The following is a 24,198-nucleotide window of genomic DNA, read 5'->3' as shown; positions in this document are numbered from 1 at the left end:
AATTAAAAGTGAGGTGTTTTTGGTGAAAATTGCATTTAGTGATTTTGATGGAACATTATATTTTCATGATGAAGCAATCATCCCACAAATAAATATAGAAGCGGTAAATAAGTGGAGACAGCAAGGTAATTTATTTGTTTTATGTAGTGGTAGAGATGTACATTCTTTAATGCATGAAGTAAATAATCAGAAGCTTACTTATGATTTTGTAATTTGCAATAATGGTGGAACAATTTTCGATAAAAATTTAAAATTAATAAAATCCTTTCCTTTAGATAAAATTCAATTAGAAAAACTTTTTCATAGTGATATTGTCAAAGAAAGTTGGCATATTTTATTTTCTTCAGCAGAAAAAATGAGAACTACGATAAATAGCCCTAAATCGCAGTTGTTAAAGTATTTTGAGTCTGAAAAATATAAAAATCAAGACATCATTCAAAAAATATCTGTAGAACAAGCTTTAGCTGAAATGAATGTAATACAAATTAGTTTAGCTTATGAAACAGAAGAAATTGCTAACAATTATGCTAAACGCATAAATAGTGAATTTGAAGGAGCTTTCTTAGCTAATATGAATTTAAATTGTATAGATATATGTGCTAAGGGAATAAATAAAGCTCAAGGAGTCAAAGAATTATTGAATTTGCAAAAAGATAAATACTTTGAACATGTTTTAACAATAGGTGATGCTCAAAATGATGTATCAATGATAAAAGAATTTGGAGGATATAGTTTAAATTCAGCAACTATGCATGCAAAAAAAGTTGCAACAAAGTTGTATGATAGTGTTGGTGAAATGTTATTGGATAATTTATAAGATGTAAGATACCTAAAAGTACCTATTATAAAATATAGGCACTTTTAGGTTTTTTTATTATATTTATAAATTTAATTTATAGGTTTTTAATATAATTATAATTAAAATTGTTCATTATTTGGAAATATTTTTAAAATTTTAAAATAAATATATATTACCTATTGCAAAATTAATCAAAAAAGTTGTATGATAAGAGCAAGTTAAATAAACCGGTGGATTTACAAGCGTTAAATTTTTATAAAAATATATTAAGGAGTGAAATTATGAAAAGATTAGTAGCAGCATTAACAGGCCTTACTATGTTGGCTTTTTGTGTGGGATGTGGTAGTGATAATAGTTCTAGTAGTGGAACTGGAAGTGGAGCTACAAAAGATGGTAAGGAAATTACAATAGGTTATTCTCAATTAGGTGCTGAATCTGAATGGAGAACAGCACAAACAGAATCTATTAAACAAGCAGCAAAAGATGCAGGTATAAATCTTCAATTCTCAGATGCACAGCAAAAACAAGAAAATCAGATAAAAGCAATTCGCTCTTTCATTGCACAAGGAGTAGACTTAATTGCATTTACACCAATTGTAGAAACTGGTTGGGATACTGTTTTACAAGAAGCAAAAGATGCAGGTATTCCAGTAGTTATTGTTGACCGTGATGCAAAAGTAAGTGAGGATTTATATGTAGCTAAAATAGGTACAGATTCAAAAGCTGAAGGTAAAAAAGCTTTTGAATGGATTGACCAATATATGAAAGCACAAAATAAAACACCTCGTGATGGAGGTAGTGTATATAATATAGCAGTACTCGAAGGTACTGTAGGTTCCTCTGTAGCTATTGGACGTTCTGAAGGTTTTGAAGAAGCAATGAAAGCTTCTCCAGATGCAAGCAAATATCAAATTTTAATGTCTCAAACTGGTGAATTTACACGTCAAAAAGGCCAGGAAGTTATGGAATCTTTCTTAAAATCTGGTGGTCGTGATAAAATCGATATTTTATTCTCTCAAAATGATGATATGGCTTTAGGTGCTATTCAAGCTATTGAAGCAGCTGGATTACAGCCAGGTAAAGATATTGTAATTGTTTCTGTTGATGGTGTAAAAGGTGCTTTCCAGGCTATGATTGAAGGTAAATCAAATTGTACTGTTGAATGCAATCCATTACAAGGACCATTGCTCATGGAAACAGCTAAGAAAATTTTAAATGGTGAACAAGTAGATAAAATGGTATATATGGAAGAAGGAGTCTTCCCAGCAGATGTTGCTGAAAAAACATTACCAGAAAGAAAATATTAATTTCATTGTATAAGAATTACTAGAAATAGTAAAAAGCCGTACTTGGCTTGAACGGCAAGTACGGCTTATTTTATATAAAATTTTACTTGAATGAGGTGAGAATATGGGAGATGTTCTCTTAGAAATGCGAAATATAGATAAAGTATTTCCTGGAGTTAAAGCTTTATCGAACGTAGATTTTACTTTACGTGCAGGTGAGATTCACTCATTAATGGGAGAAAATGGAGCGGGAAAATCTACATTAATAAAAGTTCTTACAGGTGTTTATCATCGTGATGGTGGTACTATTACTTTAAATGGTAAGGAGATTTCACCAAACAATCCAAAAGAAGCACAAGAATGTGGTATTTCTACTGTTTATCAAGAAGTAAATTTATGTCCTAATTTAACAGTTGCGGAAAATATTTTTATTGGACGTGAACCAAAGAGATTTGGTTTTATTGATTGGAAACAAATAAATAAACGTTCTGCTGACTTATTAAATAGTTTAAATATTCACATTGATGTGACAAAAACATTGGATCATTACTCTGTAGCTATACAGCAAATGATAGCTATAGCACGTGCTGTTGATGTTGATGCTAAAATTTTAATTCTTGATGAACCAACATCTAGTTTAGATGAAGAAGAAACAAAACGTTTGTTTAGCATTATTCGTCAATTACAAAAAAAGGGAATGGGAATAATTTTTATTTCACATTTCTTAGAACAAATTTATGAATTGTGTAGTAGAATTACAATTTTACGCAATGGCGAATTAGTTGGAGCTTATGACATTGATAAATTACCACAGGTAGAATTAATTGCTAAAATGGTTGGTAAAGATTTAGATTCTGTAAAAGAATTTGATAAAATGGGAGCTAAAAGTGTACCTTCAGATGAAGTATTTCTTGAAGCAAAAAATATTGGCTGTACTGGTAAATTAAATAGTGTAGATTTAACTATACATAAAGGTGAAGTAATTGGCCTTGGTGGTTTACTAGGTTCTGGTCGTACAGAAACAGCTGAATTGCTTTTTGGGGTAAATCCAATTACTAAGGGTGAAATTGTAATTAATGGCAAAAAAGTTAACTTGAAAAATCCAATTGAAGCGATGAATGAAAAAATAGCATTTTGCCCAGAAGATAGAAAGGTACAAGGTATAATAGGCTCTTTAAGTGTTCGTGAAAATATTATTTTAGCATTACAGGCTAAAAAAGGAATGTTTAAATATATACCATATAAAGAACAGGTTGTATTTGCAGATGATTGTATTCAATTATTAAAAATAAAAGTTTCAGACAGGGAACAATTGGTAAGCAATTTAAGTGGTGGTAATCAGCAAAAAGTTATTATTGCTCGTTGGCTCATAACGGAACCTAATTTATTAATATTAGATGAACCAACACGTGGTATTGATGTTGGTACAAAGAGTGAAATTCAAAAAATGGCTGTAGCTTTGGCAAAATCTAAAGGTATGTCGGTTATATTTATTTCCAGTGAAATGGATGAAATGATTAGAACTTGTACAAAGATAACAGTTATTCGTGACCGTAAAAAAGTCGCAGAAATAGAAGGCGACAAAGTTACTTCAGAAAACATTATGAAAGCTATTGCTGGAGGTGAAGTTTAATGGATAAATTAAAAAGTTTTAAATCTAGTTCAATTTTTTTACCTTTAGTTGCTTTAGCAATTTTGGTTATATTTAATATTATTTTTGTCCCAGGATTTTTAGATGTGGAAATAACACAGGATGGTAGATTATATGGCCGTGTATTTGATATCTTAAATCGTTCTTCATCTTTGATTATTCTTTCATTAGGTATGACTTTTGTTATTGCTACAGCAGGAATTGATATTTCTGTTGGTGCTGTAGTTGCTATATCAGGTGCTGTTTGTTGTAGTCTTATTGGTGGCAGAGGCGATGGTGTAGCTGAATATCCAATGGTTGTAGCTATGATTGCAGCTATAGCTACTGGTGTTGTTTGCGGTATGTGGAATGGGTTCTTAGTAGCAAAGATAAAGATACAACCGATGGTTGTAACACTTATCTTAATGGTTGCTGGTAGAGGTATTGCTCAATTACTTACTGAAGGACAAATTATAACAGTTTATTATGCTCCATTTAGTTATATTGGTGGAAATATTCCAGGCAATATTATTCCAAGCCCGATTATTATTGCAATTTTAATGATAGCATTAGTGGTATTTATCTTGAAAAAAACATCTCTTGGGCTGTTTATTCAATCGGTAGGTATTAATCCTACAGCAAGTAGATATGCAGGTATAAATGTTGCTTTAATTATCTTTTTAGTATATGCTTTTTCTGGTTTTTGTGCAGGTGTTTCAGGATTAATTGAAAGTTCATTAATTCGTGCAGCAGATGCGAATAATGCTGGATTAAATATGGAAATGGATGCTATTTTAGCAGTAGCTTTAGGTGGTACATTATTGAGTGGTGGTAAATTTTATATTGGCGGCAGTATAATTGGTGCTATTACTATTCAAACATTAACTACTACTATGTACGCAATGGGGGTAGCTTCTGACCAATTACCAGTAGTAAAAGCTATTGTTGTAATTATTTTATGTTTAATTCAATCTAAACATTTCCGTGAAATTTTTAATAAGAGCAAAAAAAATACAGTAAAGGCGGTGGATAAAGCATGAATATGAAACAATATATAAATTCCGCAATAGCCTCAAGATATTTTCAATTTTTTGTAACTGTAATATTATTCATAGTATTATATGGTATTGGTGTAGCGATGTATAATGGTTTTTCGAGACCTCAAGTTTTTTGGAACTTGCTTATTGATAATGCATCTCTAATTATTGTTACTGTTGGTGTAACTTTTACAATTATCACTGGCGGTGGTGGTATTGATATCTCTGTAGGTGCAGTTGTTGCACTTGTATGTATGTGTTTAGCATATTTACTACAGAATACAGAACTTGCAATACCTGTAGTTATTTGTTTAGTTTTATTGATTGGTATCGTTGTAGGATTTGTTCAAGGATATTTAATTTCAGTATTTAAGATGCAGCCTTTTATTGTAACATTGGCAGGTATGTTTTTTTGTCGTGGTATGACAGCTGTTATTTCTAGAGACACTATTAATATTGACAATCCAAATTATGTAGCGATTGCTTCAGAACGTATAAATATGTTTGGAACAGGATTTATTTCTGTTGGTGCTTTGGTAGCATTAATTGTATTGATTATTGCGATTATAGTATTAAAATATACAAAATTTGGTAGAACTATATTTGCAATTGGTGGTAATGAAAATTCTGCCTCCTTAATGGGTTTACCTGTAACAAAAACTAAAATTTTAGCGTATGTAATAAGTGGTTTTTGTGCAGCTTTAGGTGGTGTAGTATATTCTTGGACTATGTTATCTGGATATACATTACATGCAATGGGCATGGAAATGGATGCTATCGCTTCTTCCGTTATTGGTGGTACATTATTAACTGGTGGGGTAGCTTTTATGCCAGGTACTATATTCGGTGTATTAATTCAAGGTATAATTCTCACCTTTATAACTTTTCAGGGAACATTATCTGCTTGGTGGACTAAAATCGTAGTTGGTGCTTTGTTATGTATATTTATCATCATGCAAGCATTAATTACTGAACATAAAAATAAATTAACATCTAAGAGTTCAATGGAAAGTAATAAATAAAAAATAGAGGTGAAGATAATGGTAGGTATAGTTATAGTCTCACACATGGTAAGCATTGCTGAAGGTGTCAGAGATATGGCAAAAAAAGTAGTTCCAAATGAATTAAAAATTATTGCTGCTGGAGGTACTGCTGATGGTAGCTTTGGTACGGATAGTGCAAAAATTTGTCGAGCCATCGAAGAGGCAGATGATGGAAAAAATGGTGTAATTATCATTACAGATGTAGGTAGTTCTATTATATCAGCAGGATTAGCGATCGAAGGATTATCTATGCAGTTGCATCAACGTGTAAAAATAGCTGATGCTCCAATTGTAGAAGGTGCTATTGCAGCAGCTAGCGAAGCAGCAAAAGGTAGTGATTTAATAACCGTATTAAATATGACAGAAAACGCAAAGAGTGTATCAAAAAGAGGATAAACATATATAGTAAAAAATGGGGGAATGTTGTAGATTACAATATTTCCCCATCTTAATATTTTTAATAATTAGTTGTATTATATAGAGATTATTTGGTAAACTATATAAATACGTATATAAATATAAAAAGAGAATATATTATATTTATAGAAGAAAGGACGGTGTAAAAATGGCGACTACAGATGCTCCGAAATATATAGATTTAATGAATTGGATAAGAGAGCAAATTTTAAGCGGAGAGTTCAGTGTAGGTATGAGATTGCCTTCTGAAAATGAATTAGGAAAGAAATTTTCTATTAGTAGACAAACAGTAAGACAAGCAACAAGTGTATTAGAAAGTGAAGGTCTATTAGAAAGAAGACGTGGTAGCGGAACATATGTATGTGCTTCAAAATCAGCAATAAAGAAAGCAACAAGAAATATAGGTGTTGTTCTAACTTATTTAGATGATTATATTTTTCCAAGTATTGTACAAGGAATAGAGAAAGTATTGACTAAAAATGGTTATTTCATGCAGTTAGCTTTTACCTATAATAGAGTGGAAAAAGAAGCATATATTTTAGATACTATGTTGAAAAACAATATTGATGGCTTAATTATTGAACCATCAAAAAGTGGTATACCATATATCAATACAGATTTTTATCAAAAAATAAAATCAGCAGGAATACCATGTGTGTTTATCCATGCTGATACTAATCCGCCAATGAATATACCAAGTATACGTATGGATGATTATATGGCTGGACAGGCTGCGGGAGAATATCTTATAAAACATGGTCATGAAAAGATTGCGGGTATTTTTAAATCTGATGATATGCAAGGTCAATTGCGTTATTCAGGTGCGATTAATGCTTTAAAAAAATATAACTTGTTGCAATCTGAACGTAATATGTTTTGGTATACAACAGAAGATATAAAACAAATTCAAAATGGCGAATTTAGCGAAAAAATGTTAGAACGTATAAATGATGCTACAGCCATTATTTGTTATAATGATCAGGTGGCAAGGTATTTAGTAGATTTATTGACGAGATTAGGTAAAAAAATACCAGATGATATATCTATTATTAGCTTTGATGATTTAGAATTAGAATCGGCGATAGGTTTAACAACATTTGCTCATCCAAAAAAAGAATTAGGTAAAACCGTAGCTGTACAACTTTTAAAGTTAATGGAAAATCCAAGTTTAAATGTGAGCGTAAAATTTCCGCCTAATTTAGTAGAAAGAGAATCTGTAAAGGATTTAAGAGATAAAAATTAAAAAAAACACTTCTTTTATGTTGAGATTTAAAATCTTAATTACTCGCTTAAAACATAAAAGAAGTGTTTTTATTTTATATTAGTTAAGATTATTTAGAGCTATTTGTAATATAATCTTTAATAATTTTTACTGCACCTTCAATACCAGTACGACCTACATTGATTACTAAATCATAATCTTTAGGATCTCCCCAGCTGAGTCCTGTGTAGTAATTATAATAAGAAGCACGTTTTTGATCTTCTTTTTTTAATTCATCTAGAGATTTATGATAAACAAGGTTACCACGTGTTTTTCTAAAATCATCATCAGCCACAATGAAGAAAGAAAATGCTTTGTGGTCATCTAAGATATAGTTAGCACAACGACCAACAAAAATACCAGAATCTTTTTGATCAGCTAAAGCTCTAATAGCTTTTGCTTGAGGGCGAAACATGAACATATCATCATTTTTAATAATATTATCAAAAATATGTTCATATGGAGATTCTTCACCATAAAGATTAGCATATGTTAAATTAAGTTCTTCTAATTTACAGCCTTTTTCTAAGTGTTCAGCAATAAGTGCTACAAGTTTTCTATCGTATAATGGAAGTTGAAGTTCTTTAGCTAAAATTTCAGCAACTTCACGTCCGCCAGCACCATATTGACGACCAATTGTAATTAACATAATATTTTCCTCCTTGAATCTATCTTATCATTAGCAACCGATATTGCGAAGTTTCTTACCTTCCATGAGATTGCTTTCAATTTTTTCAAGAGAAACACCTTTTGTTTCTGGAACAATGTAGATTGTGCAGAAAATGAAGATTACGTTTAAAATACCATATAACCAGAATGTCTGAGCGGAACCAATACCTTCGAGAAGGGAAAGGAATGTAGCACCGATAATCATATTGGATACCCAGTTTGTAGTAGTGGAGCATGCAATACCGAAGTCACGGCTCTTAAGAGGTTGAATTTCGGAACATAAAATCCAGATAACAGGTGCAGCACTCATAGCATAACCAGCGATGGAAAGAATTGTCATACCAACAGCAGTGTAAGAAATCCATTGAGCAGTATTGCCACCTTCAAACTGCATGAGGCACCAACCGAGAACGATAAGAGCTAAAGCCATGATACCAAAACCAATTTTTAAAGCAATTTTACGACCAGTTTTATCAATGAACTGCATGGAGATCCAAGTGAATACAACGAATGTCATACCGTCTAAGATAGTAGCGAACATTTGATCTGTATGGCTTTCAAAACCAGCAAGACTGAAGATTTTTGGAGCATAGTACATGATAATGTTCTGACCAGTGAATTGTTGCATGAACTGTAAGAACATACCGAGGAAAACAACACGACGAACATTTTTATTTGCTTTGAATAAAGAGAAACCAGCTTGTTTTACTTTTAAGCTATCTGTAATATCTTGAAGTTCTTCATGAGCTTTTTCTTTATTGCCACGAAGAACATTAAGTACTTTTTGAGCTTCAGTTGTGAAACCTTTAGAAGCGAGCCAACGTGGGCTGTCTGGTAATTTAGAAACAGCAAATACTAATAAGAATGCAGGAATACTGATAATACCAAGCATAAGTCTCCAGCTTTCTGTTGGAGCAAGAAGTGTATCAGAGATGAATGCAATAACGATACCGAAGTTAATCATGAGCTGATACATGGAAATCAAGCGACCACGATGTTCCTTTTCACTCATTTCAGAAAGATAAAGTGGTGCTACATAAGAAGCAACCCCAATGGAAAAACCTAAGATTATACGGGAAACTAATAAGATTTCATAATTTTGAGCGAATGAAGAACCAAAACAACCTATAATAAATAAAAGACCTGCCGTTAAAATAGATTTTTTACGACCTAATTTAGATGAAATCCATAGAGTAATAACTGAACCAATAGCCGCACCGAACATCATAGAACTTACAATCCATTCTTGCATTTGGCTTGTAAGTGATAATTGGTCTGTGATAAATGGCAATGCACCAGCAATTACCCCAATATCAAGACCGAACAACAAACCAGCCATACCGGCTGCAACAGATACTAATTTACGCATACGTTTACTTTGTTGAAGCGCTTCTGTGTTAATAGCTGTGGACATGAAATAAAACCTACCTTTTCTTGTTTATAGAATTAACAGACAATTATAAATATCATACTAATTTAAATAATTTCATCAAGTTGTATGATATTTTTGACAAAAGCAATTGTACTATAGTTTTTTTTATTTGACAAGTGCCTGTTGTAAATAATTTTTACTTTTTTTTGAATTTTTTTATTTAGGAAAAATATTTGAGAAAAATAATTTCCGTTAATAAGATAGAAAAGGATGAGTAAAAGTTTACGAAAAGTTGTTTATATAATTGAATTGTTAAAAAGATTGAAAAAATTTATAAAAATTTTTTCAATTTGCTATTGAAAATTGTATAACATACATGCTATAATAAAACCATGTTGTATGACAATTATATATTATAATTTTCTAATAAGTAATAATATTGAATATACGACATAGATTTAAATTAGAATTATTTGCAAGTAATAAGATAAGTTATAATTTTTTAAAGAAAGAAGTTGTTTTTTTATGAAAAAATTACAAGACTACAAATTTTGGTTTATCGTAGGCAGCCAGTTTTTATATGGACCTGAAGCTTTAAAAGCTGTTGAAGATGACGCAAGAAAAATGGTAGATGGTTTGAATGCTTCTGGTAAACTTCCAGCTAAAATTGAATTCAAAGCTGTAGGTACTACTGCTGAAGTTATCGATAGATTTGTAATGGATGCAAACTATGATGATACTTGTGCTGGTATTATTACATGGATGCATACTTTCTCCCCATCCAAAATGTGGATTAGAGGTCTTAAAAAATTACAAAAACCATATCTTCACCTTCATACACAATATAATCAAGAAATTCCAAATGAAGGAATTGATATGGACTTTATGAACTTAAATCAGTCTGCACATGGTGACCGTGAACATGGTTTCATTGGTACTCGTATGCGTCTTGCTCGTAAAGTTGTTGTTGGTTATTGGGAAACAGAAGCTGTTCAGAAAAAAATTGCTACATGGATGCGTACTGCAATTGGTGTAATTGCTAGTGCTGATTTAAAAGTTATTCGTTTTGGTGATAACATGAGAAATGTTGCTGTTACTGAAGGCGATAAAGTAGAAGCAGAAATTAAATTTGGTTGGTCTGTAAATACTTGGGCTGTTGGTGATTTAGTACAGTATATCAATGCTGTAACAGAAGAACAGATTGATGCTCAAGTAGCTGAATATAAATCTAAATATGTAATGAATACAGATAATATCGCATCTGTACGTTATCAGGCAAAAGTTGAAGTTGCTATCAAAAAATTCTTAGAAGATAATAACGCAGATGGCTTTGTAAATACATTTGAAGACCTTTATGGTATGGAACAACTCCCAGGTCTTGCAACACAAGATTTAACTGGTCAAGGTTATGGTTTTGGACCTGAAGGCGATTGGAAAATTGCTTGCCTCACTGCAGTTATGAAAACTATGGCACAGGGTATTGATGAAGGTACTGCTTTGATGGAAGATTATACTTATCATTTCGGTAAAAACGGTGAAGATAGCTATAATCTCGGTGCTCATATGCTTGAAGTTTGCCCAAGTGTTGCAGCTGATACTCCAAAAATTGAAGTTCATGAACTTGGTATCGGCGGTAAAGATGCTCCAGCTCGTCTTGTATTTGAAGGTAAAGCAGGCAGTGCTATTGTAGCTACTATTGTAGATATGGGCGGTAGAATGCGTCTTATCGTAAATGATGTTGAATGCGTAAAACCTATTATGCCAATGCCAAATCTTCCTGTTGCTCGTGTAATGTGGAAACCATTGCCAAGCCTTGAAGAAGCAGGTGAAGCTTGGATCTTAGCAGGTGGTGCACATCATAGCGTTATCAGTTACACTGTAACTGCTGAACAACTTCGCGATTGGGCTAATATGATGGGTATTGAATTTGTTCATATTACTAAAGACTTAGATATGGATAAATTTAAAGATCAGCTCATGCTTTCCGACATTATGTGGAAATTAAAATAATTTGTTAACTCTCTCTCTTTCCCCCATAACTTTATATATTTTCCCTTAACTTAGGGGGAAAGAATATTTTTTAAAATAACAGCGTATAACTATAATAGTTATACGCTGTTTTTGTTTATAGTATCAAATATAGTTTTTGTAGGTATTATTTCATTAGTAATTAATGCATGAATTAATACATGATATTTAGGCAATTTATCTAAACCCCAAAGTAATTTAATATTAAATACATCTTCAGTTACTTTTCCTAAATCTATGCCAAAAGAATCAAGGGAATGACGCATTTTATCTGGGTGTTTACAAGGTTTATTATCATCTCTACTGCATTTACAGCAATAACTACAACCGCCAGAAGATAGAGAAATTGTATTATCATTTTCTAAATTTAGTAGAGCAGTAGCTAATTCATTTTTTGTTTTACGTAAGGTTTTACGCGTAAAAGAACTGATTTCTTCTTTAGTAGTTAAACTATTTATAGTATCCTCAGTGTAATTTAATTGTACAGCAACTAGATAAATAGATTTATATTTATTTAAATAAGTTTTAGGATTAAAACTAAGTGGTGGACAAGACCATTTATGATTATAATTATTACATTGTTTGCAATAACCTAAGAATTTATCAATATCTTGATAATTTGAGATAAATTCTTGCATGTTTTGCTGTTTGATATAAATTTTAGTTGTAAACATAAACATACTTCCTTTTTGATATTAGATAGATGAATATTTTTGATTTTAGGTTTGACAGCTATATTTGATAAGCTTATTATTAGTATGAATAAATTATAGCGTAAAAAGCTAGATTTTAATAGGAGGTCTTTTTATGGACTTATTGATGCAAGGTGTAGAATATTTTCATAAAGGCGGATTAGTAATGTATATATTGCTAATATGTTCAATTTTTATTATAACTATTGGCATAGAACGTTTATTATATTTTACAAAAGCTGATTCTGGTAGAGATTTTACACAAAAATTTTATAAATTGATGATTAATAATAAAATCGAAGAAGCAAAAGCTTTAGCACAAAATACTAAGGGGGATTTGGCATCATTGGTGAATTTTGCATTTAGTAAAATGCAAAATAAAAATATAAATTTGATGATGTTATTGGAAGTACAATCAGGCATTAGTATTTCTAAATTTAAGGAAAGATTATATTATTTAAATGTAATCGTTACTATGGCTCCTCTTTTGGGTTTATTGGGAACAATAGTGGGAATGATTTCAGCTTTTAGTGTATTTAATCTTCAAGAAGGTCAAGCTATAGCTATCACTGGAGGGGTTGGTGAAGCCTTAATTGCGACAGCTACAGGACTTTGTGTAGCAATTGTATCTTTAGCTATTCATGCTTATTTTGTGCAAAGAGTAGACCGTATTGTAACAGATATGGAACAAGCGTTTTCACTAATTGAAGGTTATATAACTAGAGGTGAATAATCATGCGATTAAAAGATAGAAGAGCTTTTTCTAAGCCTGAGGTTATGATTATACCAATGATTGATATAATGTTTTTCTTATTGGTATTTTTTATGCTTAGTACATTATATATGGTGGATTTAAAAACTATTCCTGTAAATATGCCTAAAGTACAAAATGCCCAAAGTCAAACAAATGTTAATTATTTAGTCACGATGAAAGCTGATGGCACTTTGTATTTAGAAAATAAATTGATAGATGAAGATACATTACTTCAAGGTGCAAAAGAAAAATATGAAGAAAATAATAATTTTGCTGTAGTAATTCGTGCTGATGAAAATGTAGATTATGGAAAAATTATGGCATTATTAGATAAATTTAAAGCTGTGGGGATAACTAAATTTGGTTTGGCTACAGAGACTATGGTAGATGAACATAAATAATGTCTTGACAGATATACTCTTAAGTGTTATTGTAAAAATGAAATTATTTTTCTAACAATTTTATATTTATTGAGTGGAATAGGTGCCCCTTTTGGGCTTAATAGAGAAAGCAGTAAAAGCTGCTACGGTCCCGCCGCTGTGAAAGTGAGCAACTTCAAAATATGTCACTGAGATTTTCTTGGGAAGGCTTGAAGGAGCGATGAACTTAAGTCAGAAGAACTGCCTATTTGTCAATCACCGTTATGACCTGCGAGAGATAGGTAGGAGATTTATTACAGTATAAGGCTATCTCTACATCGGTATAATTCCATGTAGAGATTTTTTATACTAGAAATGAACCTTTGAGCGCGCAGAAGGTTCATTTTTTTTATGACTTTTAACCTAGCTTAAAAGCAAATTGTAGCATAAAGGGGATAACTCAGCTAAGAGAGGAAAGAACGATATGAAAGCTAAATGGAAAAAAATGTTAATCGCATCTATGGCATGTGTAGCTTTAACAGGAGTATCTGCAACATCTTTTGCAGCAGGATATAGTTTAAATCCAGAAGTAAAAACAGCAACTCCTGCACTTTTACAAGCTTCTGAAATCGGTGTACGTACATATAATACAACTGATGCAGAACTTCAAAAAGCTCCAAATAAAGATGCTATTGTAGTAATGAGCTTTGGTACAACATACAAAGATACTCGTGCAAAAACAATTGAAGCTACTGTAGAAGAAATTCAAAAAGCACATCCAAATACAAAAGTTGTATTAGCATTTACTTCTCATATTATTATTGACCGTGTAAAAGCAAATGAAGGTATTACTATTCCTACACCAGAAGAAGCATTAGCTCAATTAAAAGCTGAAGGCTATAATCGCATAGCACTTACTTCCTTAGATATCATTCCTGGTATGGAATATGCTTATAAAACAGCTGTATATGATATCTATAAAACACAATTCAAAAAAATGACTATTGGTACACCTCTTATGTATTGGATGGGTCAAGAAGGTCAAAGAGATGACGTTGAAGCAGTAATGCAAGCAATTGGTTCTCAAATGCCAAAATTAGGTAAAAAAGATGCAGTATTAGTGATGGCACATGGTACACCAGATCCATCTAATGCTTATTATTCTGTAATGCAAGATCGTTTAAATAAACTTTATGATGGTAAAGTAATGATTTATACAGTTGAAGGCTGGCCATCTCTTGAAGATATTATTCCTCAATTAAAAGCAAAAGGTATCAATCATGTTACAATGATGCCTCTTATGATGGTTGCAGGTGATCATGCAAATAATGATATGGCTGGTGCAGAAGAAGATTCTCATAAATCCATCTTAGAAAAAGAAGGTATTAAAGTAGACGCATACATTCATGGTCTTGGTGAAAACCAAAACGTTCGTCAATTATTTGTAGATAGAGCAAATGAAGCATGGAACGCTCTTGAAGCAGAAAAATAATAGATTTTGAATAAATCCTGTATGCTTGACGCTTTTATATGCCAAGTGTAAAATAAATAAGAGCATTATTTTATTAAGTAATTTAGTTTCTACTAAAATATGCAAAATGTAATACAGTAAGGTATGTGGCAAATTTTGTCACATACCTTTTTATGCAGGAGGATTTTTAATCATGGCAGGAACTTTTTATGGTATTGGTGTAGGTCCTGGAGACCCAGAATTATTGACAATGAAAGCTATTAAGGCTATTGAAAAAGCTGATGTGCTCATTGCACCAAAAACAGAAAAAAAAGATGGTAGCGTAGCTTTAAGCATAGCTAAACCTTATTTAAAAGATGATATTGAAATCGTATATCAAGTTTTTCCAATGGTAGTTAATTTTGAAACTACTGATGCATGGCAAAAAAATAAAGAAGAGATTTTAGCTTTATTACAAGCTGGAAAAAATGTAGTATTTTTAACATTAGGCGATCCAATGTTTTACAGTACATATATTTATGTATATCGTCTTTTAGCAAAAGAAAAAGATATAAATATTGAAACTATTCCAGGTGTGCCAGCATTTTGTGCAATTGGCAGTAAATTAGGTTATCCTTTAGTTGAAGGCAATGATATCATCAGTGTAATTCCAGCAACTGCTGATAAAGAAACTATTGATAAAGCTTTAGCTGTTTCTAATAATGTGGTAATGATGAAAGTTTATAAAAATTATCCTGAAGTAGTAGATGCTTTAGCTGAAAATGATATGATAGATAATGCTGTACTTGTAAGTCGTTGTGGTCTTCCAGATGAAGAAATAATAGATGATTTACAAGCACAAAAAGATAAAAAATTAAATTATTTATCAACTATTTTGACTAGAAGGAGTAAAGGTATTTAATTGCCTTAGATAATGTTACTATGAAAAAATTGAATGGTTTGTTTTGTATATTAGCTTTAGTAATATGTTTTTCCGTGATATTAGTTGGTTGTGGTAGTCAAACAGAGGAAAAAAATGTTTCAAGTGGAACTGATAGTTATTTAACTATTACAGATGATGCTGATAGACAAGTAGTTTTGACGAAAAAACCAGAAAGAATAGTACCATTATCGGCATCTTTTTTGGAACCACTTCATGCTGTTGATGGAAATGTTGTAGCAAGAGTATCGGCAAAGACTGGTATTCCCAAAGAAGATGAAGATCTACCACAGGTAGGAAATGTTTATAATATTAATATTGAAAAAGTAATAGAAGCTCAACCAGATTTAGTAATTGCTTATAAAGGTATGAATGATAAATTTGTATCTACTTTTGAAGAAAATGGTATTCCTGTAGTTGTACTTGAAATGCGTACGTATGACCAAGTAAAACATACAGTTGATGTTTTGGGGCAAATTGCAGGAAATCCAGATAAAGCAAAAACTTTGATACAAGATATGGATAATAAAATAGCAGAAATAAAAGCTAAATTGCCGAATGAACATAAACGCATAGCGATACTACATAGTACAGCTCAAAATGTAACTGTACAATTAGAAGGTAGTATTGCTGGTTCAACAGCGGAAATCTTGGAATTTGAAAATATAGCGAAAGGATTGACTCCATTAGAAAGCAATCCAACTTCTGCACCTTATAGTTTGGAGACATTAGTATCAGCAAATCCAGATGTTATCTTTGTTACAAGTATGGGAAAACTAGAGACTATAAAGAAATCTATGATGGAGAATGTAGAAAATAATCCAGCATGGCAAACTCTTCCAGCAGTAAAAGAAAAAAGAGTGTATTTCTTACCACAGGAAATGTTTTTATTAAGTCCAGGTATTCATTATCCAGAAGCGGTTGAAACTATGGCTAAGCTTGCTTATCCAGATAAATTTAATTGATGGTGAAATGATATGACTATGCAAAAACAAGAAGTTTTACAAACTACAAAATTTGGCATAGCGATTAATAAATGGCGAATACTAATGATGATAGTATTCGCCATTTTAGCTTGCTCAGGCATTATTTGCAGTATAGTGAGTGGAGCAGTAGCTATTCCAATAAGTGAATTAAAAAATATTTTTATCGATGGTGTAAATAGTCCTCACCAACAGATTTTATACAATATTAGATTGCCAAGAACGATAGTGGCGGGATTAGTAGGTATGAATTTGGCTATGGCAGGAGCTATTTTACAGGCCGTGATGAAAAATCCTTTAGCTGATCCGCATATCATAGGGATTTCTTCAGGGGCAGGGCTTACAGGTATTTTAGTGATTGTATTATTTCCTGCTATGGAATATTTAATAACGCCTATAGCTTTTGTCGGTGCTATGATTGCAGCCATTTGCATTTATTTATTGGCATGGAAAAATGGCATAAGACCATTGCGTATTATTTTGGCAGGGGTGGCAGTATCAGCATTTTTAGGTGCAGGTATTTCTGCTATTTTAGTTTTATATAGTGATAGAATACATGGTGCTTTGATGTGGATGGTAGGGGGCTTATCGGCTCGTTCGTGGCCACATGTAGATATTATTTGGCCTTATGCTCTGATTGGATTTATTTTAGCAATGCTGGGTTCACGCCATTTAAATATTTTGCAATTGGGTGATGATATAGCAAAAGCTCTAGGGGTAAATGTGGAATTAACACGTATTTATTTGACTGCTATAGGAGCATTATTGGCAGCAAGTGCTGTATCGGTAGCAGGTTTATTAGGTTTTGTAGGACTTATAGTGCCACATACAGCTCGTTTGATTGTAGGTTCAGATTATCGCTATTTGATACCTTCGTCGGCACTTTTGGGGATAGCTGTAGTTACCTATAGTGATACTTTTGCCCGTGTAGCATTTGCTCCATTGGAATTGCCGGTGGGAATTTTTATGGCAATATTGGGAGCTCCATTCTTTTTATTTTTACTTAGAAAGGAGCTTTGATATGGTCGATTTAAAAGTATCTGATTTAACGATAAAAATACATGATAAATTGATTTTAGATGGAATTAATATTGATTTTAAAGCTGAAAAAAAGACAGCTATCATAGGGCCAAACGGTTGTGGTAAATCGACTTTATTGAAAGCTATCTCAGGATTAAATCGTCAGTATAAAGGCGAAATTTTGATTGATGGAGAAAATATTTTGCATTTATCCAGAAAAAATCTAGCGAAAAAAATGGCAATATTACCACAGGGAGCGACAACTCCAACGGATTTGACGGTAAAAGAGCTTGTAAGTTATGGTAGATTTCCGTATCGCTCTATGTTTAAGTCATTGAATAATAAAAAAGAGCAAGCGATTATTGAAGAAGCGATGGAAAAAACACATATTACATCTTTTTCTCATCGTTTAGTCAGTACTTTGTCTGGTGGTGAAAGACAACGCACATGGATTGCAATGGCACTTGCTCAACAGCCACAGATTTTATTATTAGATGAGCCAACTACTTATTTAGATATCGCTCATCAATTGGAAGTCATGCAAATTGTCGATGAATTAAATAAACGTGAAAGAATGACAGTGATTATGGTCTTACACGATATAAATCATGCTCGTATGTATGCTGATGATATAGTTATCTTGAAAGATAAACATGTATTTGAGCAAGGTGAGCCAAATACTGTACTTGATGTAGAAAATTTAGCTAAAGTATTTGGCGTGAATGCTAAGATGTATCAAAACTGTCAAAATCCAGAAGATAAAATAATTTTTCCAGTATCTTTAGTTAAAAATTAATATAATAAGGGGAATAAATATGCTTGAAATAAAATCCCTAAAGAAAAATTTTGTTTCTAAGAATAAACAAGGTAAAAATATAGAAAAAACGGCTGTAAAAGATTTGAATTTGACGATTGATGAAGGTGAAATCTTTGGGCTTTTAGGGCCAAATGGAGCAGGCAAGACGACGACTATTCGCATGCTTACCATGCTCACAAAGCCTACAGCTGGAGAAATTTTATATAAGGGAAAAGATATATTCAGCGATGAATTAAATGTAAAAAAATATATAGGGGTAGTACCGCAACATATAAATTTTGATCAGGATTTGACTGTTTGGGAAAATATGGAATTGCACGGAAGATTGCATCATATTCCTAAAAGTGAGCGACATGCCCGCATTGAAGAATTATTAAATTATGTAGAGCTTCAAGATAGAGTTAATGATAAAGTAAAAAGTCTATCTGGTGGTATGAAAAGACGTTTATTGATTGTGCGAGCTTTGATGCATAATCCTAAAATCTTATTTTTAGATGAACCTACTGTAGCATTAGATCCACAAGTGCGTAGACGCATTTGGGATTTGATACGCCGATTGCCAAAAGATGGCGTTACTGTAGTTTTGACTACTCATTATATTGAAGAGGCAGAAAGTCTATGCAATAGAGTGGCTATTTTAAATAAAGGTAGTTTAATAAAATTAGATACGCCAAAAGCTCTTTGTGAGCAAATTGGTAAATATGTCGTAGAATGGGATAGTGAAGAGTCTAGAGAGTATAAGTTCTTTAATTCTCGCAAAGAATGTGCAGATTTTGCTGGAACTTTAGATGTAGCGACGACTATACGTCATTCCAATTTGGAAGATGTCTTTGTAGAATTGACAGGAAGGACGGTGAGTTGATTATGCTATATGATATTTGGACTGTTTTTTGGCGAGACTGGGTAGTGTTGAAACATCGCATGATAAAATTCATCTTAAGTCGTATGGTAGCACCTATTTTATATATGGTGGCTTTTGGCTGGGGCTTAGGTAGAAGTATTAATACAGGAACTGGTTCTTATTTAGATTTTTTAGTTCCAGGGATATTAGCTTTAAATTCCATGAATATAGCTTTTAATAGTTTGACTCCTGTACATGCAGAACGTATATATCATAAATCTTTAGAAGAATATTTAGTATCGCCAATACGACCAATAGCTTTTGTAGCAGGAAAGATTTTGGCTGCTGTGCTTCGTGGCATGATTTCTTCGGCGATTATCGTTGTTTTAGCTTATTTATTTGGTGCGAAATTTGCGATTACGCCATTATTTATAGTTGTATTGATCATAAATTGTATCATCTTTGCTGAAATTGGTTTTTCAGCAGCGATGACAGTACAGACTTTTGAAGATATGGCGAGATTTAATACGTATATTTTATTGCCGATGTCATTTTTATGTGGCACATTTTTCTCTACAGATAAATTGCCATTATTATTGCATTATTTTATTGAAGCTTTGCCATTGACACATACATCGACTTTGTTGCGTGCTATCACACATAATCAAGAGATTTCTATATTATCTATCGGTATTTTATGCTTATATATGATTGTATTATTTATTATTTGCAATCGCATTTTAGGTAAGATAAAAAATTAAAAAATGCACTCCAATGGGAAAATTTTTCCTTGGAGTGCATTTTTATTTAAATTTAAAATTCAATACCTTTTTGAGCTTTGATGCCTTCTTTATAAGGGTGTTTGATTTCTTTCATTTCCGTTACTAAATTAGCCTTTTGAATGATTTCTTCTTTGGCATTTCGTCCAGTCATAACGAGATGTAAATCAGCAGGTTTTTCAGCGATTAAATCTAAGACATCTTTTAACTCAACTAAATCAAAATCAATGGCATAATTTATTTCATCTAAGATGAGCATATCCCATTTATTGCTTATCATTTCCATCTTTGCTTCTTGAAGTGCTTTTTTAGCAGCTTCTTGATGGATTTTTATATCTGTATTGCCTCGACGAGTAAAACCTTCACCGCATTGTTTCACTGTGATATTTGGAGCAAATTTGGCTAAGGCTTTTAATTCGCCATATTTCCAACTGCCTTTGATGAATTGGAGAATTAAAACTTTTAAGCCTTCGCCCCATGCACGGATTGCAAGCCCTAAAGCTGCTGTAGTTTTTCCTTTGCCGTTTCCAGTGTGAACGATTACTAATCCTTTTTTATATTGAGTATCTTGCATTATTTATTATTCACCTACTTATGATTTAAAGATTAATTTCTTGATATTTTTTGATGATAACATAGCCTATAGACATTACGATTAAAAATAAAATGGAAACATTATACATTAAATTTATAGTTTGACGGATATGTTTAGCATTTAACTCATTAATAGCTTCACCCATATAAGCTCGGAATGATTGACGACCAAAATAATAGTTTATGCCACCTAAGCGAATATCTAAAGCACCAGCTACAGTGGCTTCTGTATAACCACCATTAGGACTAGGATGTTTTTTAGCATCACGCATCATCATTTTAAAAGCACCTTTGGCATTTAATTTAGAATAAAAAGCCACGATAATCAACAAAAGCCCTGTTATGCGTGCGGGAATAAAATTTAAAACGTCATCAATGCGGGCAGCTGTTCTGCCAAAATAAAGGTATTTATCATTTTTATAGCCAATCATAGCATCCATGGTATTACTCATGCGATAGAGTACAGCGAGTGGCAGACCACCGATAAAGAAATAAAATAAAGGTGAGATGATACCATCTACGATATTTTCTGCTACGGTTTCTACAGTGGCACGAGTGATATCTTGTTCATTCATGCGATTGGCATCGCGACTTACGATGTAATTTACTTTTTCACGGGCTTGATCGAGATTGTGATTGATTAATTCATCATAAATGTCTTTGCCTGCTTTAGCTAGAGATTTTGGTGAAATCATAAAGCTTAAGATTACAGCCTGGATAAAGATATTGAGCCAACTAGGACAATTAAATATATCAAGAAGTGTGATTATGCCATAAGTTATACCATAGCTAAAACTCAATAAGATAGCCACTAAAATAAAACCACAAACTAATTTTGTGGGTTCAGTAGCATTATCTTTACGCAATAATTTATCGAGAATATCAATTAATTTTCCCATCAAAGCAACAGGATGATATTTAGAATTAGGGTCGCCAATTATACAATCAATAACAAAAGCTAAAAGAGCAATAAAAGCTATTTCCATTACATTCAACTCACAATTTCAAATTTTTCTATGCATATTAATTATAGAAGCTAGATTTTTTAAAATCAATAAATTACTACAAAAAAATAAAGTGCTATGGTATGATAAAAGATAATCTAAGTAAATTTTATTATTGAGGTGAGAACATGAGTGTAGAATTATTACATTACACAAGAGGAAAATATGTAGAAAATATTCATCGAGGCGATGCTGTTTGTGTTGGCGTTGATGGCAATATTATTGATAAAGTAGGCAATGCTCACCTACCGATGTTTTGGCGTAGTGCAGCGAAACCTTTTCAATTATTACAGTTTGTAAAATTAGGTGGCGTTGAAAAATATAATTTAACACAACAAGAATTGGCGATACTTGCCTCTTCGCATAGTGGTGAAAATATTCATGTAGAGACTGTAAAATCTATTTTGCATAAATTAGGTTTGACTGAAGATGTATTAAATTGTGGTTCCGCTCGTCCTATGAGTGGTAAGGCTTTTAAAGAATTAGTAAAAAATAATTTAAAACCATCAGCATTGCATAATCCTTGCTCTGGTAAACATTCAGCAATTATCGCTCTTTGCCAGTTGTTGAATATACCAGTAGATGATTATATAAAGCCGGATCATCCAGCTCAAAAAATTATTCATCAAATCGTAGCTATGGCAGCAGGTATCCCTGAAGATGAATTGGATATTGGTATTGATGGTTGTGGTGTGCCTGTATTTTATTTACCACTCGATAAAATGGCATATGCCTATGCTCGTTTGATGAATGCAGAAGAAGGCAATTGGGGTGAATATACAGAAGCAGCGATAAAAATTCGCGATGCTATGTGTGCTTATCCGCAGATGGTTTCAGGAACAGGTAGAATTGATAAAGCAGTAGCAGAAGTGACAAATGGACGAGTACTGGCTAAAATTGGTGCAGATGCAGTATATTGTTTAGCTTCTCGTGAGTTAAAATCAGGTTTAGCTTTTAAAATTGAAGATGGAAGCTATGCAGCAGTAACACCTATGGTAATAGTTATGCTCAAACATTTTAATTACATTAATGAAGAAGAATACAATAAATTATTATCAATGTATCCACCTGTATTGAAAAATCATCGTGGCGATATTATTGGTGAAATTAAAGCTGTTTTTTAAAATAGTATTTTGATTTAATTTGAAATCACTATTATTGTAGGATTATTCGATAATAGTGATTTCTTTATTTTATATAAAATAAAGGATTGTTGAAATGGAAAAAGAAGAAAATTTTTATTGGAAATTATTTAAATCTACATTTATCATCAGTGCTTTTACTGTAGGTGGTGGTTTTGTAATCATACCGCTATTGAAGGCAAAATATGTCGATGAATATAAATGGATAAAAGAAAAAGATGCTTTAGATTTAGTGGCTATAGCTCAATCTATGCCAGGGGTAGTGGCAATTAATTCTGCTGTAATTTTGGGTTATAAAATGCGTGGTGTAAAAGGAACTTTGACCGCTTTACTAGCCACGGTATTGCCACCGCTTATCACTTTATCTTTAGTATGTGTTTTTTATAATTTATTTGCTACAAATCCATATGTGAAATTATTATTAAAAGGTATGCAATGTGGTGCTACAGCATTGATTATTAATGTAGCCTATGATTTATTAAAAAAGGAATTAAAGAAAAAATATATATTGTCTTTACTGATTATTTGCTTTACCTTTGGCATGAGTTTTCTTACAGATATAAATGTAATGTATTTGATTATTATTGATGGTATTATTGGTTTATTATTAATGCGTGATAAAAAATATAATTAAAAATAAATAATTTAAAAATATATTAAGAAAAGTAAAGGATTTTTACCATGATTTATTTAGAATTATTTTGGAGCTTTGTGCAAGTAGGTTTATTCTGCGTTGGCGGTGGATATGCTTCCATGCCATTAATTCAAGCTCAAGTAATAGATATACATGCTTGGCTTAGTATGAGCGAATTCATAGATATTTTTACTATATCTCAGATGACTCCTGGTCCTATTGGTATTAATGCGGCAACTTTTGTCGGTATGAAAGTAGCGGGATTTTTGGGAGCTATTGTAGCGACTTTGGGATTTGTCACACCATCTTTCATTTTAGGTATTATTTTAGCAAATTTATTTTTTAAATATGGAAATATTGGGGTGATAAAAGGAATATTAAATGGATTAAGACCGGCTGTTGTTGCTTTAATTTGTTCAGCGGGTATGAGTTTTATTTTTTTAGCATTATTTAATACAGAAAAAATGCCAATAAACATAGCAGATATTGATTATTTAGGCTTATTTATATTAATTATTGCATTTATTGCTGTTAGAAGAAATGCAGGGGTTATAAAAATATTAGTGGGTTCTGGTATATTAGGTCTTATTTTAGGCTTGATAGGAATGATTTAGGGGGATTTTTTAGATTAATATATTGAATTTGTC

25 protein-coding genes and 1 riboswitch are annotated in these 24,198 nt (G+C 32.1%); of the genes, 20 read left to right on the top strand and 5 right to left on the bottom strand.

The genetic code is table 11. The features are described 5' to 3' along the window. The first annotated feature begins 22 nt into the window (after window positions 1–22). The 7 genes from Q5I67_RS02730 (at window position 23) to Q5I67_RS02700 (ending at window position 7,455) form a co-directional block, all read left to right on the top strand. On the top strand, window positions 23–817 hold the full coding sequence (locus Q5I67_RS02730) for an HAD-IIB family hydrolase (RefSeq protein WP_302486282.1): 795 nt from the start codon (window positions 23–25) through the stop codon (window positions 815–817). Between the two features lie 263 nt (window positions 818–1,080). Continuing rightward, the gene (locus Q5I67_RS02725) at window positions 1,081–2,106 is read left to right on the top strand and encodes an ABC transporter substrate-binding protein (protein ID WP_296899025.1); all 1,026 of its coding nucleotides are present in this window, start codon (window positions 1,081–1,083) and stop codon (window positions 2,104–2,106) included. A 103-nt stretch (window positions 2,107–2,209) separates the two neighbouring features. Then, on the top strand, window positions 2,210–3,718 hold the full coding sequence (locus Q5I67_RS02720) for a sugar ABC transporter ATP-binding protein (protein ID WP_296899023.1): 1,509 nt from the start codon (window positions 2,210–2,212) through the stop codon (window positions 3,716–3,718). Beyond that, on the top strand, window positions 3,718–4,755 hold the full coding sequence (locus Q5I67_RS02715; RefSeq protein ID WP_091695233.1) for an ABC transporter permease: 1,038 nt from the start codon (window positions 3,718–3,720) through the stop codon (window positions 4,753–4,755). The genes Q5I67_RS02720 and Q5I67_RS02715 overlap by 1 nt, the downstream gene beginning before the upstream one ends. Further along, entirely contained in the window at window positions 4,752–5,774 is a 1,023-nt protein-coding gene (gene yjfF / locus Q5I67_RS02710) for a galactofuranose ABC transporter, permease protein YjfF (RefSeq protein ID WP_296899020.1), read from the top strand. Before Q5I67_RS02715 ends, yjfF begins: the two co-directional genes overlap by 4 nt. 18 nt (window positions 5,775–5,792) lie before the next feature. Beyond that, complete coding sequence (gene dhaM / locus Q5I67_RS02705) at window positions 5,793–6,191, top strand: dihydroxyacetone kinase phosphoryl donor subunit DhaM (protein ID WP_296899018.1); 399 nt, start codon at window positions 5,793–5,795, stop codon at window positions 6,189–6,191. Between the two features lie 169 nt (window positions 6,192–6,360). After that, window positions 6,361–7,455 (top strand): GntR family transcriptional regulator, encoded by a 1,095-nt coding sequence (locus tag Q5I67_RS02700; protein WP_302486281.1) that lies wholly within the window; start codon window positions 6,361–6,363, stop codon window positions 7,453–7,455. An 88-nt stretch (window positions 7,456–7,543) separates the two neighbouring features. Here the strand turns inward: Q5I67_RS02700 and Q5I67_RS02695 are convergent, their stop codons facing one another. Next, on the bottom strand, window positions 7,544–8,122 hold the full coding sequence (locus Q5I67_RS02695; protein ID WP_296897210.1) for an AAA family ATPase: 579 nt from the start codon (window positions 8,120–8,122) through the stop codon (window positions 7,544–7,546). A gap of 30 nt (window positions 8,123–8,152) precedes the next feature. After that, the gene (locus Q5I67_RS02690) at window positions 8,153–9,556 is read right to left on the bottom strand and encodes a sugar porter family MFS transporter (RefSeq protein WP_296897211.1); all 1,404 of its coding nucleotides are present in this window, start codon (window positions 9,554–9,556) and stop codon (window positions 8,153–8,155) included. A 483-nt stretch (window positions 9,557–10,039) separates the two neighbouring features. On the opposite strand from Q5I67_RS02690, the gene araA reads away from it, so the two are divergent. After that, window positions 10,040–11,524, top strand: coding sequence for an L-arabinose isomerase (araA, locus tag Q5I67_RS02685; RefSeq protein ID WP_302486280.1), 1,485 nt, complete (start codon window positions 10,040–10,042; stop codon window positions 11,522–11,524). Between the two features lie 98 nt (window positions 11,525–11,622). Here the strand turns inward: araA and Q5I67_RS02680 are convergent, their stop codons facing one another. After that, window positions 11,623–12,216, bottom strand: coding sequence for a DUF2284 domain-containing protein (locus tag Q5I67_RS02680; protein WP_302486279.1), 594 nt, complete (start codon window positions 12,214–12,216; stop codon window positions 11,623–11,625). A gap of 133 nt (window positions 12,217–12,349) precedes the next feature. Between Q5I67_RS02680 and Q5I67_RS02675 the strand changes: the two genes are divergently transcribed. The 9 genes from Q5I67_RS02675 to Q5I67_RS02635 all read left to right on the top strand — a co-directional run bounded on the left by Q5I67_RS02675 (window position 12,350) and on the right by Q5I67_RS02635 (window position 20,159). Beyond that, entirely contained in the window at window positions 12,350–12,967 is a 618-nt protein-coding gene (locus tag Q5I67_RS02675) for a MotA/TolQ/ExbB proton channel family protein (protein ID WP_296899710.1), read from the top strand. A 2-nt stretch (window positions 12,968–12,969) separates the two neighbouring features. Beyond that, window positions 12,970–13,389 carry a biopolymer transporter ExbD gene (locus Q5I67_RS02670; protein WP_015561858.1) on the top strand — a complete coding sequence of 140 codons (420 nt, stop codon included), beginning with the start codon at window positions 12,970–12,972 and terminating at the stop codon, window positions 13,387–13,389. Window positions 13,390–13,452: 63 nt separating this feature from the next. Next, window positions 13,453–13,631: riboswitch (cobalamin riboswitch) on the top strand. 200 nt (window positions 13,632–13,831) lie between these two features. Next, window positions 13,832–14,839: a sirohydrochlorin cobaltochelatase gene (locus Q5I67_RS02665; RefSeq protein ID WP_118205151.1), complete on the top strand. Its 1,008-nt coding sequence runs from the start codon at window positions 13,832–13,834 to the stop codon at window positions 14,837–14,839. Between the two features lie 172 nt (window positions 14,840–15,011). Beyond that, on the top strand, window positions 15,012–15,719 hold the full coding sequence (gene cobI / locus Q5I67_RS02660; protein WP_296899716.1) for a precorrin-2 C(20)-methyltransferase: 708 nt from the start codon (window positions 15,012–15,014) through the stop codon (window positions 15,717–15,719). Window positions 15,720–15,739: 20 nt separating this feature from the next. Further along, complete coding sequence (locus Q5I67_RS02655) at window positions 15,740–16,702, top strand: ABC transporter substrate-binding protein (protein WP_302486278.1); 963 nt, start codon at window positions 15,740–15,742, stop codon at window positions 16,700–16,702. A gap of 12 nt (window positions 16,703–16,714) precedes the next feature. Continuing rightward, window positions 16,715–17,740: an iron ABC transporter permease gene (locus tag Q5I67_RS02650; RefSeq protein WP_302486277.1), complete on the top strand. Its 1,026-nt coding sequence runs from the start codon at window positions 16,715–16,717 to the stop codon at window positions 17,738–17,740. Window position 17,741: 1 nt separating this feature from the next. Further along, window positions 17,742–18,536: an ABC transporter ATP-binding protein gene (locus tag Q5I67_RS02645; protein ID WP_302486276.1), complete on the top strand. Its 795-nt coding sequence runs from the start codon at window positions 17,742–17,744 to the stop codon at window positions 18,534–18,536. Between the two features lie 19 nt (window positions 18,537–18,555). Next, the gene (locus tag Q5I67_RS02640) at window positions 18,556–19,419 is read left to right on the top strand and encodes an ABC transporter ATP-binding protein (protein WP_302486275.1); all 864 of its coding nucleotides are present in this window, start codon (window positions 18,556–18,558) and stop codon (window positions 19,417–19,419) included. Window positions 19,420–19,421: 2 nt separating this feature from the next. After that, the gene (locus Q5I67_RS02635; protein ID WP_075554921.1) at window positions 19,422–20,159 is read left to right on the top strand and encodes an ABC transporter permease; all 738 of its coding nucleotides are present in this window, start codon (window positions 19,422–19,424) and stop codon (window positions 20,157–20,159) included. A 52-nt stretch (window positions 20,160–20,211) separates the two neighbouring features. Here the strand turns inward: Q5I67_RS02635 and cobO are convergent, their stop codons facing one another. Together cobO and cbiB are read right to left on the bottom strand one after the other, a co-directional pair. Beyond that, window positions 20,212–20,751 carry a cob(I)yrinic acid a,c-diamide adenosyltransferase gene (gene cobO, locus Q5I67_RS02630; RefSeq protein WP_302486274.1) on the bottom strand — a complete coding sequence of 180 codons (540 nt, stop codon included), beginning with the start codon at window positions 20,749–20,751 and terminating at the stop codon, window positions 20,212–20,214. Between the two features lie 25 nt (window positions 20,752–20,776). Continuing rightward, on the bottom strand, window positions 20,777–21,757 hold the full coding sequence (gene cbiB / locus Q5I67_RS02625) for an adenosylcobinamide-phosphate synthase CbiB (RefSeq protein ID WP_302486273.1): 981 nt from the start codon (window positions 21,755–21,757) through the stop codon (window positions 20,777–20,779). 146 nt (window positions 21,758–21,903) lie between these two features. Here cbiB and Q5I67_RS02620 point away from each other — a divergent pair, with 146 nt between their 5' ends. The 3 genes from Q5I67_RS02620 to Q5I67_RS02610 all read left to right on the top strand — a co-directional run bounded on the left by Q5I67_RS02620 (window position 21,904) and on the right by Q5I67_RS02610 (window position 24,165). Next, window positions 21,904–22,899, top strand: a complete 996-nt coding sequence (locus Q5I67_RS02620; protein ID WP_302486272.1) for an asparaginase — start codon at window positions 21,904–21,906, stop codon at window positions 22,897–22,899. A 94-nt stretch (window positions 22,900–22,993) separates the two neighbouring features. Beyond that, on the top strand, window positions 22,994–23,551 hold the full coding sequence (locus Q5I67_RS02615) for a chromate transporter (RefSeq protein WP_296896534.1): 558 nt from the start codon (window positions 22,994–22,996) through the stop codon (window positions 23,549–23,551). Window positions 23,552–23,598: 47 nt separating this feature from the next. Further along, window positions 23,599–24,165 (top strand): chromate transporter, encoded by a 567-nt coding sequence (locus Q5I67_RS02610; RefSeq protein ID WP_302486271.1) that lies wholly within the window; start codon window positions 23,599–23,601, stop codon window positions 24,163–24,165. Window positions 24,166–24,198 lie beyond the last annotated feature (33 nt).

Origin of the sequence: uncultured Megamonas sp. (assembly GCF_958438645.1) — a bacterium.
Lineage (GTDB): Bacteria > Bacillota > Negativicutes > Selenomonadales > Selenomonadaceae > Megamonas.
The sequence above is the reverse complement of the archived record's forward strand: the minus strand, read 5'-3'. Positions and strand labels throughout refer to the sequence as shown.